Source organism: Streptomyces sp. TAA040 (genome assembly GCF_000424845.1).
On record NZ_AUKR01000027.1, the window covers coordinates 18646 to 33289 of the forward strand.

Consider the following 14644-nt stretch of genomic DNA (forward strand, 5'->3'; position numbering starts at 1 on the left):
CTTAGGTCTGGGAATCGCCGCTGTCGTCTACGTCGAACGACGGCACGCCCTCCCGGCTCTCGCCTTCCACTGCGTCCGCTTCGGGCAGGAAGGGCGCCAACTCCGGCAGCTCGTCCAGGCCGCGCAGCCCCATCCGCTCCAGGAAGTAGTGCGTCGTCACATACAGGATCGCACCTGTTTCGGGTTCGGTGCCCGCCTCCTCCACCAGACCGCGCTGCAGGAGGGTCCGCATCACGCCGTCGCAGTTCACGCCGCGCACCGCGGAGACCCGCGAGCGGCTCACCGGCTGGCGGTAGGCAACGACGGCGAGGGTCTCCAGCGCGGCCTGGGTGAGACGCGCCTGCTGGCCGTCCAGGACGAAGGCCTCGACTGCGTCGGCGTACTGCGCGCGGGCGTAGAAGCGCCATCCTCCGGCCACCAACCGCAGCTCGTACCCCCGGCCCTGCCGGGTGCAGTCGTCCGCGAGCGCGCGGAGCGCCTCCGCAACGGCCCGACACGGGCGCTGGAGCACCTTGGCCAGGTGCGCTTCGGTCGCCGGCTCGTCGACCACCATCAGCACCGCCTCCAGCGCGGGCTTCAGCGGCAGCTCGGCGACCGTGCCGACGTCCGGGGCGTCCGCGCCCTCCCCGACGTCCGGGGCTCCGGCCCGCGGGCCGGGCAGCCCGCCCGCAGCGGGCGGCGCGGCGGGCCCGTCCGGGCCGGCGGGGGGTCCGGCGGGGTGGGTCATGATTCGCTCCGGTGGGTCGGAAGGCCGGCTACGGCGTTCGGGTCGCCGGGACCGGACGCCCCGACGGCCGTCGCGGGATCGGCCGGGGCGGCGCGGTCGAACTCGCCGGTCACCCGCGGCGCGGACTCGGCCGCACCGTTCCAGCGAACCGTGAGCTCACCCAGCGGCTCCTCCTGGTCGAGCAGCACCGCCCGCTCCCGGTAGAGCTCCAGCAGGGCGAGGAAGCGCGCGACGACGGTGAGCGTGTCCCCCGCGTCCTCGGTGAGGACGCGGAACGTCAGTTCACCGCGCTCCCGCAGCCGGGCGACGACCACCTCCGCCTGCTCGCGGACGCTCACCAGGGGTGTGTGGATGTGGTCGACGTAGACCTGCGGGACGGGCTTGGGCTGCATCGCCTTCACCGCCAGCCGCGCGAAGCCCTCCGGCCCGACACTGATCACGACCTCCGGCAGCAGCGCCGCGTGCTGCGGCTCCAGGCCGACTGTCCGCGGAAATCGCCGGGCCTCGCTCGCCCAGCGCTCCGCGAAGATATCCGCGACCCGCTTGTAGGCACGGTACTGGAGCAACCGGGCGAACAGCAGGTCCCGCGCCTCCAGCAGTGCCAGGTCCCCCTCGTCCTCCACCTCGGCGGAGGGCAGCAGGCGGGCGGCCTTCAGGTCGAGCAGGGTCGCCGCGATGACGAGGAACCCGGTCGTTTGGTCCAGGTCCCAGTCCGGCCCCATGGCGCGCAGAGAGGACATGAACTCGTCGGTCACCCGGGAGAGCGCGACCTCCGTCACGTCCAGCTTGTGCTTGGAGATCAACTGGAGCAGCAGGTCGAAGGGGCCCTCGAAGTTGTCCAGCACCACCGTGAACCGGCCGTCGTCGGCCGCGCACGCCTCCTCGGTCGCGGACCGGTCCCCGACCGGGGGCACCTCCCCGGCAGCGCCGGGGGCGGGCGCTCGCGGCTCCTGCGCGGGCGGCGGCCCCGAACCCGGCGCGGTGCCCCTCCCGGCGGCCGGCGCCGGGCCGGGGTCGGGGGCGGGGCCCGGCGGGTCGGGGGCGGGGCCCGGGAAAGCCGGGGGCAGGGGGCCGCGCCCCAGCGCCCTGCGGGGCCGGGGCCCCTGCGCGTGGGCTGCCTCGGTCTCGGTCATCGCGGGGCAGATTACCCCGCTTGCCCCCGGTTCCGGCCCTTCGCCCCGCCCCGGGCGGAACCGGACGTCCGCACGCCGCTGCACTGCGGTGGGCGGGCCGCCGCGGAGCCTCTCCGGGGCGGGGGTGCCTACCGGCCGCGGAGCCGGCGCACCAGGATGCTCGCGTCTCCCCGCGCCTCCAGGTCCGCCAGGACGACCGCGACGGCCTCGCGGACGATCCGGCCGCGGTCCACGGCGAGGCCGTGCTCACCGCGCAGTACCAGCCGGGCGTGCTCCAGGTCCATCAGCTCCTCGGCGGAGACGTAGACGGTGATCTTCTCGTCGTGGCGTTCCCTGCCGCTGGGGCGGCGCGGTGCGGAGCGGCCGCGGCGCGGAGCGGCCGCCGGCTGCCGGGTCCTGGCCGCGGACACCTGCTGCTGGTTCCCGCGCCCGTTGCGTGACTGCGTACCCGGCTCCTGCCCGGGAGCCGTATCCGGGGACGCGCCCGGTGCGCGCGGGGGCTCCTGACGGCCGGTGTGCTCCGCACCGGTCCCCGGAGCGTCGCCGGAGGAGGACGCGTCGTTCGACCCGGAGCCGTCCCGGGGGCCGCCGGGGGCGGGAACCCGGGCGCCGGGTGCCTGGGAGGGCGGCTGCTGCGGCGAGGACGGCTGCACGGCCGCGCCCCCGGTGGTGCGGAACAGTTCGTCGGCTGCCGGAAGACTCACTCGGCGGGGCACCGGGCGAGCACCTCCCTGGCGAGCTGGCGGTAGGCGGCGGCACCGACGGAGTTGGAGGCGTAGGTGGTGATCGGTTCCCCGGCCACGGTGGTCTCGGGGAAGCGGACAGTGCGTCCGATCACCGTGTGGTAGACGTTCTCGTCGAACGCCTCGACCACCCGCGCCAGCACCTCGCGGCTGTGCACGGTGCGCGAGTCGTACATAGTGGCCAGGATACCGTCCAGTTCCAGCTCCGGGTTGAGCCGTTCCTGGACCTTCTCGATGGTCTCGGTGAGCAGCGCGACCCCGCGCAGTGCGAAGAACTCGCACTCCAGGGGCACGATCACCTTGTGCGCCGCGGTGAGGGCGTTGACCGTGAGCAGCCCCAGCGAGGGCTGGCAGTCGATCACGATGAAGTCGTAGTCCGGGAGCAGCGGCTGGAGCGCGCGCTGGAGCGTGGACTCCCGCGCCACCTCGCTCACCAACTGCACCTCGGCGGCGGAGAGGTCGATGTTGCTGGGCAGCAGGTCCATGCCGGCGACGGCCGTCTTCAGCAGCACCTCGTCCGCGGCCATCCCCCGCTCCATGAGCAGGTTGTAGACCGTCAGGTCCAGTTCCATCGGGTTGACCCCGAGCCCCACCGAGAGGGCTCCCTGCGGGTCGAAGTCGACGAGCAGGACCCGCCGTCCGTACTCAGCGAGGGCGGCGCCCAGGTTGATGGTCGAGGTCGTCTTGCCGACCCCGCCCTTCTGGTTGCACATCGCGATGATCTTCGCGGGACCCGGTGGGGAGACCGGTCCCGGGATCGGGAAGTACGGCAGCGTCCGCCCCGTGGGTCCGACCCGCTCCCGGCGCTGCCGAGCGGCGTCGGGGGCCAGCGTGGCGGCGTACTCGGGGTCCGGTTCGAACTCGGCGTCCGGATCGTAGAACTGACCCTCGGGCAGTTCGCCGTACTGCGGGTCCTGGTAGTCGGCGAGGCGGTCGCTCGGACCGTCCTGGCGGCCGCCGGCCGTGGCGTTCACGTGGGGTCCGTCCGTGCTCTGGTGGGCTGTCATGCTCGTGTGGTCCTGGTGGGCGGTGAAGGTGCGGACAGCGACGGAGCCGACGGCCTCGAGACCCGCGGACCCTTGGCCCTGCGCAGGCGCTCCTGGTTGACCACCCCCGGGAGTAAATGTCGACTCATTCACAAGTCGTCTTACCTCCTTGGTGACCAGGAAATTTCTAGACAGGTCAGCGTGCACCATGCCGACGATTGGCGACTCTATGGCGTGCCGGGGCTCCGCAGCAACACAATCCGCCGGAGACGGCACGATGTGTCGGGAAGGGAACATCGGGTTGTCAAGGGTCAAAGGCGCCCCGCTGCAAGCCTCCCGAGGGCCGCGAACAGGTTGAAAGGTGATGTTCCCGGCGGGCCGACGACGGGTTTCGCGGAGCGGTCCGCCGACACACGGCAACTCACCGGCCGGCACCCCGTGCGCGAGGTCCGACCGGTGAGCTGCCGTGGCGCCGATTGACGCAGCCGCTTGACGTCCGGCCCAAACGGCGTCGTGGCGGCTCAGCCGAGGAGGGCGGCCGACTCGGCCAGCGGCAGGCCGTGGGCCTGCGCCACGGGACCGTAGACGACCTGGCCTTCATGGGTGTTGAGGCCAGCGGCCAGCGCGGGGTCCCCGCGCAGCGCCTCCGCCCAGCCGCGGTTCGCCAGCTCGACGATGTACGGGAGCGTGGCGTTCGTGAGGGCGTGGGTCGAGGTGCTCGGGACCGCTCCCGGCATGTTGGCGACGCAGTAGAAGACCGAGCCGTGCACCCGGAACGTCGGTTCCGCGTGGGTGGTGGGTCGGGAGTCCTCGAAGCAGCCGCCTTGATCAATCGCGATGTCGACAAGCACACTTCCCGGCTTCATCCGGGAGACCAGCTCGTTGGTGACCAGCTTCGGCGCCTTGGCGCCGGGGATCAGCACCGCGCCGATGACCAGGTCCGCCTCCAGCACCGCCTTCTCCAACTCGAAGGCGTTGGAGGAGATCGCCCTGACCCGGGTGCCGAAGATCCGGTCCGCCTCGCGGAGCTTGTTGATGTCCTTGTCCAGCAGAGTGACGTGGAAGCCGAGTCCGACCGCGATCTGGGTGGCGTTCCAGCCCGAGACGCCACCGCCGATGACCACCGCACGGGCCGCGTGCACCCCGGGGACGCCTCCCGGCAGCACCCCGCGGCCGCCCGCGGAGCGCATCAGGTGGTACGCGCCCACCTGCGGGGCGATCCGGCCGGCGACCTCGGACATCGGAGCCAGGAGCGGCAGGGCGCGGTGGGCCGACTCGACCGTCTCGTAGGCGATGGCCGTGGTGCCGGACTCCAGCAGCGCGTCGGTGCACTCCCGCGACGCGGCGAGGTGCAGGTAGGTGAAGAGCGTCTGCCCCTTGCGCAGCCGGTGGTACTCCTCGGCGACCGGCTCCTTCACCTTGAGCAGCAGGTCTGCGGTCGCCCACACCTCGTCCGCGGTGTCGAGGACGTCGGCGCCCGCGTCCGCGTACTCCTGGTCGGTGATCGACGAGCCGAGACCGGCCCCGCCTTCGACCTGGACCCGATGGCCGTGGCGCACCAGCTCATGCACTCCGGCCGGGGTGATGGCGACGCGGAACTCGTTGTTCTTGACCTCGCGGGGGATTCCGACCTTCACGTCGATCACGGTCCTTGACTTCGAGGGTGTGGGTGGCCACCGCAGCCGGAGCCCGGTCGTCCGCTCCGGAACGGAGACGGCGCGGGACCCGGCGAACCCCCATGGCCGGCACGGTGGACATTTTCGGTACCGCAGACATTTCCGGTACCGCAGACTTTACGAAAGCATGGAGGATCACCGCGGCCAGACCAGTCTAATGAAGGATCTGCTCGTGTCCAGCCTTACAAAGAGTCGATCTGATGCGATCCGGACATGTGATTCACAGGTCCCCCGAGGGGCTCGCCTCAGCTGTCGGGGAGGAATCGGCTGTTGCCTCCAGCAGTCGTCCGGCCTCCGCCCGATGCGCCACTGCGGTGCCGGTCTCGCCCAGGCGCTCGCAGGTGTCCGCCAGCCGTAACCGCAGCGCTCCCTGCAACCGGAGGTCACCGGCCCGCTCGGCCACCGCGAGCGCGTCGAAGCAGGTGGCCGCCGCCTCCCGGGGCCGGCCCGCGTGCTCCTGCACACGGGCCACCTCGCTCAGCGCCCGGGCCTGCGCCTGCGGCGCCCGCGATCTGCGGTGTGCCGCGGCCGCCGCCCGCCAGGCCCGCAGCGCCTCCCCCCACTGGCCCGCGTAGAGCAGGACCGCCCCCAGACGGCCGTGCAGCCGGGCCGCCCCCTCCACGTCGCCGTGGGTCTGGCAGTGCGACAGCGCCCGGCCGTACCAGTCGGCGGCCCGCGTCCAGTCCTCCAGTTCCGCGTACGTGCCGCCGAGCGAATCCATCGCCCGCACTCTGGCCTGCGGGTCCGGCGCGTCGCCCGCGCGCGACGCCGCGAGCGCGGCCCGGTAGCGGCTCAGCGCCTCCGGCAGCCGCCCGGTACGGGCGTCCAGGTCGCCGAGGTTGAGCAGAGCGGCGGCCCGCTCCCGGTGCAGGCTGCGGCGCTCGGCCACCTCCAGGACCAGTTCATGCAGCCGGTACTGCTCGGGAGCGACGCGTTCCGGCGCCCGGTGCGCGTTCAGCGCACGCGCCAGAGCGGCGATGAACCGGCGCGCCAGCGTATCCAGTTCGCCGTCGAGCACGGCGAGCCGGGCCGCGGCCATCAGCGCCGGGAGCCGGGAGTCGAGCCACCGCGCCGCGTCGGCCGGACCGTCGAAGCGCAGCGACCGCGGCTGCTCGGACAGCTCCCGCCGGGCCTCGCCGCCCTCCGGCTGGGTGACCGCCCAGCAGGAGTGCAGCAGCCGGACCTCGCGCTCCAGCAGCCGGGCCCGCGCCACCCGGGTCTCGGAGGGGCGCTCGGCGGCCTCCACCCGCGCGCGCAGCAGCGGATTCAGGCAGCCCGGTACCCGGTACGCCCCCTCCCCCAGCGGATGCAGCAACCCGAGCCGGGCGAAGTCCTCCAGCATCCGCGCGGCCTCCGGGACCGCGCAACCCGCAAGCGCGGAGAGCAGTGGCGCGTCGACGAAACCGCCCGGCGCCAGGCAGAGCAGCCGCAGGCCCCGTGCGGCTGCCGGGGTCAGCGAACGGTGGGCCAGCCGGAACGCCCGGACCAGGGGGCGGGGCTCGTCGGCGGACTCCGCGAGCCCGCGGACGGCGTCGAGGACGGAGGACTGCGGGTGGGCGGCCAGCCAGCCTCCGGCCAGAGCCAGAGCGGCGGGGTGGTGACCGCAGCTCTCCGCGAGCGACTCGGCCGCCCGAGGGTCCACGGTGATCCGGATCTCGCTCCCCGCGCGCCGGGCCAGCAGGCGCACCGCGGCCGCCGGGTCGAGGGCGCCCAGCGTGCACGGCCGCACCTCCGGCACGCCGGTGAGCGGGCCCTGGCCGGTGGCCACGACCAGGCAGTTGCGGGTCTCGGGCAGCAGTTCGGCCAGTTGCTCCGCGGAGGCCACGTCGTCGAGGAGCAGAATCGTGCGCCGGCGCTCCAGCGCGGTGCGCAGGGCGTCGGTGAGCTCCTCCTCGCCCGCGCCGGCCGGCCCGGGGACGCCGAGGCCGTCCAGCAGATCCCGGGCGGCGCGTCCGATCGGGACCGGGGTGCCGTCCGGGTCGGTCAGGGTGGCGCGCAGGACGCCATCCCGGTAGCCCTCCGCCAGTTGCCGCACGCACTCCTCGGCGAGCGCGCTCCGGCCCGAACCCGGCTGCCCGGCGATCAGCAGCACCCGGGACCGCGGCACCGACCTGCCCGCGAGGGTGTCCAGGCCGACGCGTTCGAGATCGGCGCGCAGCTCCTCCAGCTCACGCTCGCGGCCGAGAAGGTTACGGTCGCCGACGGTCGCCGACGGGTCGCTGCTCTGCACCGCCTGATCAGTCACAGACCGAGACTAAGGGCTGCGTCCCGTTCCGCCGTGGATCAGCACGCCACATCGTGCCCGGCCGCGTCCCGCCGGGGACTCGCCCCCGCGGGGCGGGTCACCGCTGCGCGGTGCCGCCTGCCGCCTCGGGGGTGAAGGGACGCGCCGGCCAGGGGGCGTCCGCCGGGCGCAGCGCGCCGGGGCCGCCCGTCCGGGACCGGGCTGCGGTCAGCGCGAGCACGCCGACGGCCAGGGAGTTGTTGTGCAGCTCCCCGGCGAGCACTCCGTCCACCAGCTCGCCCAGCGGGACCCGGGCGATCTCCATGTCGGCCTCCTCCTCGGAGACCTCGAAGCGGTCGCCCTCGGCGTCGGAGAGGCCGGTGGCAAGGAAGATCCGCACCGCCTCGTCGCAACCGCCCGCGGTGGGGTAGACGTCGGTGAGGACCCGCCAGTCGGCGGCCTTCACGTGCGCCTCCTCGTAGAGCTCGCGCTCCGCGGCGGGCAGCGGGTGCTCACCGGGCACGTCCAGCAGCCCAGCGGGGATCTCCCACAGCCGGTGCCGCACCGGGTGCCGGTACTGCTTGAGGACCAGCACCCGGTCCTGCTCGTCCAGGGCCAGCACCGCGACCGATCCCGGGTGCACCTGGTAGTCGCGGCGGACGACCGAACCGTCCGGCATCTCGACGTCGTCGGTGCGCACGCTGGTCTTGTTGCCGGTGAACGGGGTGTCCGTGCGGACCACGCGCCATTCCTGCGGGGTGTCGCTCAGCGGTCCGGTCATGGTTCAGGCCTCCTGCTGCCGCTCGACGGCGGCCTTGACGAGTCCGGCGAAGAGCGGGTGCGGTCGGGTGGGGCGGGAGCGCAGCTCCGGGTGGGCCTGGGTGGCCACCAGGTAGGGGTGCGTCTCGCGCGGGTACTCCACGTACTCGACGAGCTTGTTGTCGGGCGAGGTACCGCAGAACACGAGTCCGGCCTTCTTCTCCAGCTCCCCGCGGTAGGCGTTGTTGACCTCGTAGCGGTGCCGGTGACGCTCCTCGACGTACGGCTCGCCGCCGTAGACCTCGCGGACCAGGGAGTCCTCGGCGAGCTTCGCCGGGTACATGCCCAGCCGCATGGTGCCACCCATGTCCCCGTCGCCCGCGACGATGTCCAGTTGCTCGGCCATGGTGGACACCACCGGGTCGGCCGTGGCCCGGTCGAACTCGGTGGAGTTGGCGCCCTCGATGCCCAGCAGGTTGCGGGCGGCCTCGATGACGATGCACTGGAGACCCAGGCAGAGGCCCAGGAGCGGGACGCGGTTCTCCCGCGCGTACGTGATGGCCGCGACCTTGCCGTCCACGCCACGCTCGCCGAAGCCGCCGGGGATGCAGACCGCGTCCGCGTCACCGAGCTGCTCGGCCGCGCCGCCGGGGGTGCGGCAGTCGTCGGAGGTGACCCACTTGATCCGCACCCGGGTGCGGTTGGCGAAACCGCCGGCCCTGATGGCCTCGGTCACGGAGAGGTAGGCGTCGGGAAGGTCGATGTACTTGCCGACGAGCGCGACCGTCACCTCGTGGTCGGGCCGGTGCACCCGGCCGAGGAGATCGTCCCACTGCGTCCAGTCCACGTCGCGGAAGGGCAGGTCCAGCTTGCGCACCACGTAGGCGTCCAGACCCTCGGCATGCAGCACCTTGGGGATGTCGTAGATCGACTTCGCATCGATCGCCGCCACCACGGCCGCGTCGTCGACGTCGCACATCAGGGAGATCTTGCGCTTGATCGCGGTGGGCACCTCCCGGTCGGCCCGCAGGACGATGGCGTCGGGCTGGATGCCGATGCTGCGCAGCGCGGAGACCGAGTGCTGCGTCGGCTTGGTCTTCAGCTCGCCGGAAGGGCCGATGTAGGGCAGCAGGGAGATGTGCACCACGAAGACGTTGTCCCGGCCGACTTCGTGCCGTACCTGCCGCACCGCCTCCAGGAAGGGCAGCGACTCGATGTCCCCGACGGTGCCGCCCACCTCGGTAATGACCACGTCGACGTCGTCGGTCGCCATCCGGCGGATGCGGTGCTTGATCTCATTGGTGATGTGCGGGATGACCTGCACGGTGTCGCCCAGGTACTCGCCGCGCCGCTCCTTGGCAATGACCGTGGAGTAGACCTGGCCGGTGGTGACGTTGGCGGAGCCGTCCAGGTCGACGTCGAGGAAGCGCTCGTAGTGCCCGATGTCGAGGTCGGTCTCGGCGCCGTCGTTGGTGACGAAGACCTCGCCGTGCTGGAACGGGTTCATGGTGCCCGGGTCCACGTTCAGGTACGGGTCGAGCTTCTGCATCGTCACCCGCAGGCCCCGGGCCTTCAGCAGTGCCCCGAGGCTGGAGGCGGTCAGCCCCTTGCCGAGCGAGGAGGCCACACCCCCGGTGACGAAGAGGTGCTTGGTCGTCATGGACTTCGGCGGCATGGCCAAGAGGGGGCTCCCGTGGTCGCGAGGTGGTTGAGCTCCGCACCCCGTACCGTGTTGAGTGGGGTGTCGTCGCTGCGGTTCGGGGGATTTCGCCCTCCGCTCCACGGGCTACCAGGGTATCAGCCGGTCGGAGGGAGGCTGCGCGTCCGTGTACGGACCTCGCCGACGGTCAATGGCTCAACGATGTCACGTCGGCGACCGCGGCGGCCTATCGTAGCCACCGAGCGGATCACTGCTTCCGCGACGTAACCTGCCCGGAGGATCGTCCGGGCAGAACTGGCAATTTTGGAACGAACGTCCCGCGGGGCGTCACCGCTGTTCGACTGGAGATGCTCGTGGCCGGGCGCATCGAGGATTACGCACTCATCGGGGACATGCAGACCGCAGCCCTGATCTGCAGGGACGGTACGGCCAACTGGCTGTGTCTACCCCGCTTCGACTCCCACGCGGTCTTCGCGGGCCTGCTGGGAACCGAGGAGCACGGCTTCTGGCGGCTTGCTCCCGCACCCTCCGACGGCGATGCGCCGAAGCACGCCGACCGCCGCCGCTACCGCGGGGACTCGCTCGTCCTGGAGTCCGAGTGGGACACGCGGCGCGGGACGGTGCGGATCACCGACTTCATGCCGCCGCGCGACGGCGCGCCGCAGCTGATCCGCATCGTCGAGGGGATCAGCGGCCGGGTGCCGATGCGCTCCTCGTTGCGGATGCGGTTCAGCTACGGCTGGGTGGTGCCGTGGGTGCACAAGGTGGAGGACCGCACGGTCGCCGTCGCCGGGCCCGACTCGGTCTGGTTCGACACCGATGTCGCCACCTACGGCGAGGACCTGACGACCTATGCCGACTTCACCGTCGCCCCCGGCGACCGGATCGCCTTCACCATCAGCTGGCAGCCCTCCCACAAGGACGCGCCGCCGCGCCCCGATCCGGAGGTCGCGCTGGAGGCGACCGAGGCCTTCTGGCAGGAGTGGGTGGACCACTGCACCTACCACGGCCCCTACCGGGAGGCGGTGGTCCGCTCGCTGATCACCCTCAAGGCCCTCACCTATGCCCCGACCGGCGGCATCGTCGCGGCCCCCACCACCTCGCTGCCCGAGGAGATCGGCGGCAGCCGGAACTGGGACTACCGCTTCACCTGGCTGCGGGACGCCGCCATCACGCTGTCCTCGCTGCTGCGGACCGGGTACCACGAAGAGGCCCGCGCCTGGCGGGAGTGGCTGCTGCGCGCGGTGGCGGGCGACCCGGAGAACCTCCAGATCATGTACGGGATCGCCGGCGAGCGGGAGCTGGGCGAGACGGAGCTGACCTGGCTGCCCGGATACGAGAACTCCGGGCCGGTCCGGGTCGGCAACGGCGCCGCCGGGCAGTTGCAGCTCGACGTGTACGGCGAGGTGACCGAGGCGCTGCACCTGGCGCACATGACCGGCCTGGCCCGCAACGACTACGCCAGCCTCCTCCAGCTGAAACTGATCGGCTACCTGGAGGACCACTGGGACGAGCCGGACGAGGGCATCTGGGAGGTCCGCGGCCCGCGGCGGCACTTCGTGCACTCCAAGGTGATGGCCTGGGTCGCGGTGGACCGCACCGTCAAACTGATCGAGTCCGGTGAGGTGGACGGCCCGCTGGACCGCTGGCGGGACCTGCGCGACGAGATCCACCGGGACGTCTGCGAGAAGGGCTACGACAAGGAGCGCAACACCTTCACCCAGTCCTACGGTTCCCAGGAACTCGACGCCTCGCTGCTGCTCATCCCGCAGATGGGCTTCCTCCCGCCGGACGACAAGCGGGTCATCGGCACCGTCGAGGCGATCCAGCGCGAGCTGTCCACCGAGGACGGTTTCGTGCTGCGCTACCCGACCAGCGCCGGCAACACGCCCGGCGTGGACGGCCTGGAGGGCGAGGAGGGCGCGTTCCTGGCCTGCTCGTTCTGGATGGCGGACGACCTGGCGATGATCGGCCGGGTCGACGAGGCCCGCACCCTGTTCGAGAAGCTGCTGGCGTTGCGGAACGACCTCGGGCTGCTCGCCGAGGAGTGGGACCCGCGCCTCCAGCGCCAGGTGGGCAACTTCCCGCAGGCTTTCAGCCACGTGCCGCTGATCGACACCGCCCTGCGCCTGACCACTTCCGGCGCCTACGGCGGCTGACCGCCCGTCGCCCGCAGGCCGCGCACACCGAAGCACCGGCGCCGTCCGCCCCGTCCCGCCCACCCGCGGGGCCGGGCGGGCGGCGCCGTCGCGGTGATCAGTCGGAAGGGGCGGCCCGGGACCAGGTTAGGTGTGCGCTCCATCGAATAGGCTCGACCGGGCACGGAGTGCGGAGAGCGCTCTCACCACGGGGACTGCACGGTGCCGGGTGGCAGCGGTAGCGTCGGTCTCCCCCTGACGAAGGAGTTTCGACGTGCACGGTCCCCGCCCCACGCTTGAGGCGGTCGCCGCCCACGCGGGAGTGTCCCGCGCGACCGTCTCCCGCGTGGTCAACGGCGGAGCCGGGGTGCGCCAGGAGGTGTGCGACCGGGTGCGGCGCTCGGTGGCAGAGCTGGGCTACGAGCCGAACCGGGCGGCCCGCTCCCTGGTCACCCGCCGCACCGGCGCGGTGGCCGTGGTGATCGCCGAGCCGGAGGCCCGGGTGTTCGCCGACCCGTTCTTCTCCCAGCAGTTGCGCGGCATCAGCCGGGAGCTGGCCCGCCACGACATCCAGCTCCTCCTGCTGCTGTCCGAGCAGCGCGCGGACCACGAGCGGGTGGGCCGTTACCTGTCCGGCGGGCACGTCGACGGCGCGCTGATGTTCTCCCTGCACCTGGACGACCCACTGCCCGCGATGGCGACGGCCTCCGCCCTGCCGACCGTCTTCGGGGGCCGGCCCGGCTGGCCGGGCGCCGTCGGGGACACCGAGCTGCTGTATGTGGACACCGACAACCGCGGTGGTGCCCGTGCCGCCGTCCAGCACCTGCTGGAGCGGGGCAGGCGCCGGATCGGTGTGATCACCGGCCCCCTCGACCAGACCTCCGCCGTGGACCGGCTGGCCGGCTACCGGGAGGTTCTGGAACCGTACGGGAACGACCCGGCGCTCGTCGTGCACGGCGACTTCACCGCCGAGGGCGGGGAGCGGGCCATGGGTGAGCTGATGGACCGGGTGCCCGACCTGGACGCGGTCTTCGCCGGCAGCGACCTCATGGCCTCCGGTGCGCTGCGGACCCTGCGCGAGCGCGGCCTGCGGGTCCCCCAGGACGTCGCCGTGGTCGGCTTCGACGACCTGGAGCCGGCGGCCTGGGCGGACCCCGCGCTGACCACGGTCCGCCAGGACGTGCAGGAGATGGGCGGCATGATGGCGGATCTCCTGCTGCGCCGCCTCGCCGTGGTCGGCGACGGCAGCGGGCTGGCGCCGGTGGTCACCCCGGCGGAGCTGGTCGTCCGCGACTCGACCTGACCGGGCCCCGCGGGCGGTCCCCGGCGGCCCGGACGGCCGGGACGTGTGCCGCGCGGCACGGGGAGGGCCGGCCGGACGTGGCCGGGATCAGCTCCCGGCCGGCGTCAGTTCGTCGTAGACGCTGAGTACCTGGGTGACCGTGCGCTCCTCGGTGGGCCACGTGGCCGCCTGGGCGAGACCAGCCGCCACGAGCCGGACCCGGCGGGCCGGGTCGGTGAGCAGCGTCCGCACGGCGTCCGCCAGGGCGTCGGAGTCGCCGTACGGCACGAGGAACGCGGCTTCCCCGAGCAGCTCGTGCGGTCCGGCCGAGGCCGCGGCGACGAGCGGCACGCCCGCGTGCAGCGCCACCTGGGCGAGCGGGGAACGGGCCTCCCCGTACGCGGTGAGCAGGACCAGGTCGGCGGCCGGCAGTAGCCTGGCCACGTCCGAGCGGCAGCCGAGCAGCCGTACCGGCAGCTCCTCCTCGTCGATTCGGCGCTGGAGCGCGGTCCGCTCGGTGCCGTCCCCGGCGACCACCACCAGGGGCAGCGGGTCCAGGTGCCGCCAGGACCGGGCGGCGGTAAGCAGGGTGCGCCGGCCCCTCCCGGGTTCCAGGCACCCCGCGGTGAGGACCAGCGGCCGGCCGGCGGCGCCCAGCTCGGCGCGCACCTTCTGCCGCTCGTCCTCCTCCGCGGCCTGAGGGGCGCCGGGCTCCGCGGACTCGCGCGGTGCGGGCAGCGCCACCGGCGCCAGCCGGGCGTCCCGCGCGCCGTGCCGGCGGGCGCGCTCGACCAACTCGGAGCTGGCCCCGAGGACGACCCGGGCCGCCCGGGCCACCCGGCGCTCCAGCAGAGCTGCCAGCCGGGCGCGCCCGCCGGGGGCGTGCGCCCTGGCGTGCCAGGTGACGACGAGCGGGACCCGGCGGCGGCCGGTGAGCACCAGGGTGGCCAGCACGCCGGCCCGGACACCGTGGGCATGCACCAAGTCGGCGTCCGCGCAGCGGGCGCGGAGCTCGGCCAGCGCCCCCGTCTCGGTCCGGGCCTGGAGCGGGGCGAACCGGGCGCCGACGCCGGTGAAGTCGTGGGCGGGTCCGGTCTCCGCGGGAGCGCAGACCGTCACCCGCACGCCCCGGGCGACGAGCCCGGCGGCCAGCGAACGGACGTGGGCGGCCGGGCCGGGGTTGCCGCTGCCGAGGATCTGAACCGTGTGCAGCGGAGTCCGGCCGTGCGGGGACGGTGACGGTTGGCTGCTGCTCGGCACGGAATGCTCCTCGGACTCGGGCGGGTGTGCGGGACGCGTCCCCTGGGGCCGCACCG

General features: G+C 73.2%; 11 protein-coding genes. 2 read left to right on the forward strand and 9 right to left on the reverse strand.

Annotated elements, in window-relative coordinates; all coding sequences use genetic code 11:
* Position 1: 1 nt before the first annotated feature.
* From scpB to pyrG, 8 genes are all read right to left on the reverse strand, one after another.
* A complete protein-coding gene (gene scpB, locus H300_RS27970; RefSeq protein ID WP_078516142.1) occupies positions 2 to 727 on the reverse strand; it encodes an SMC-Scp complex subunit ScpB in 726 nt (241 codons plus the stop codon).
* Positions 724 to 1860, reverse strand: a complete 1137-nt coding sequence (locus H300_RS27975; RefSeq protein ID WP_078516143.1) for a segregation/condensation protein A — start codon at positions 1858 to 1860, stop codon at positions 724 to 726. Before H300_RS27975 ends, scpB begins: the two co-directional genes overlap by 4 nt.
* Before the next feature lie 128 nt (positions 1861 to 1988).
* Entirely contained in the window at positions 1989 to 2564 is a 576-nt protein-coding gene (locus tag H300_RS0119430) for a hypothetical protein (RefSeq protein ID WP_028428743.1), read from the reverse strand.
* Complete coding sequence (locus H300_RS0119435; RefSeq protein WP_051270224.1) at positions 2561 to 3742, reverse strand: ParA family protein; 1182 nt, start codon at positions 3740 to 3742, stop codon at positions 2561 to 2563. Before H300_RS0119435 ends, H300_RS0119430 begins: the two co-directional genes overlap by 4 nt.
* A gap of 368 nt (positions 3743 to 4110) precedes the next feature.
* The gene (ald, locus tag H300_RS0119440) at positions 4111 to 5226 is read right to left on the reverse strand and encodes an alanine dehydrogenase (protein WP_037981096.1); all 1116 of its coding nucleotides are present in this window, start codon (positions 5224 to 5226) and stop codon (positions 4111 to 4113) included.
* Positions 5227 to 5485: 259 nt separating this feature from the next.
* Positions 5486 to 7510 (reverse strand): tetratricopeptide repeat protein, encoded by a 2025-nt coding sequence (locus H300_RS27980; RefSeq protein ID WP_051270225.1) that lies wholly within the window; start codon positions 7508 to 7510, stop codon positions 5486 to 5488.
* A 97-nt stretch (positions 7511 to 7607) separates the two neighbouring features.
* On the reverse strand, positions 7608 to 8270 hold the full coding sequence (locus tag H300_RS0119450; protein WP_028428746.1) for an NUDIX hydrolase: 663 nt from the start codon (positions 8268 to 8270) through the stop codon (positions 7608 to 7610).
* Positions 8271 to 8273: 3 nt separating this feature from the next.
* A complete protein-coding gene (gene pyrG / locus H300_RS0119455) occupies positions 8274 to 9923 on the reverse strand; it encodes a CTP synthase (RefSeq protein WP_028428747.1) in 1650 nt (549 codons plus the stop codon).
* Positions 9924 to 10261: 338 nt separating this feature from the next.
* Between pyrG and H300_RS0119460 the strand changes: the two genes are divergently transcribed.
* Both H300_RS0119460 and H300_RS0119465 read left to right on the forward strand, forming a co-directional pair.
* A complete protein-coding gene (locus H300_RS0119460) occupies positions 10262 to 12067 on the forward strand; it encodes a glycoside hydrolase family 15 protein (protein WP_028428748.1) in 1806 nt (601 codons plus the stop codon).
* 253 nt (positions 12068 to 12320) lie between these two features.
* A complete protein-coding gene (locus H300_RS0119465) occupies positions 12321 to 13349 on the forward strand; it encodes a LacI family DNA-binding transcriptional regulator (protein WP_028428749.1) in 1029 nt (342 codons plus the stop codon).
* 87 nt (positions 13350 to 13436) lie between these two features.
* Here the strand turns inward: H300_RS0119465 and H300_RS0119470 are convergent, their stop codons facing one another.
* On the reverse strand, positions 13437 to 14588 hold the full coding sequence (locus H300_RS0119470; RefSeq protein ID WP_028428750.1) for a glycosyltransferase family 4 protein: 1152 nt from the start codon (positions 14586 to 14588) through the stop codon (positions 13437 to 13439).
* Positions 14589 to 14644: the final 56 nt, after the last annotated feature.

Bases quoted from the DNA above. Each gene is read 5' to 3' on its own strand.
- scpB (WP_078516142.1), bottom strand. From the start codon at position 727: ATGACCCACCCCGCCGGACCCCCCGCCGGCCCGGACGGGCCCGCCGCG.
- H300_RS27975 (WP_078516143.1), bottom strand. From the start codon at position 1,860: ATGACCGAGACCGAGGCAGCCCACGCGCAGGGGCCCCGGCCCCGCAGG.
- H300_RS0119450 (WP_028428746.1), bottom strand. From the start codon at position 8,270: ATGACCGGACCGCTGAGCGACACCCCGCAGGAATGGCGCGTGGTCCGC.
- pyrG (WP_028428747.1), bottom strand. From the start codon at position 9,923: ATGCCGCCGAAGTCCATGACGACCAAGCACCTCTTCGTCACCGGGGGT.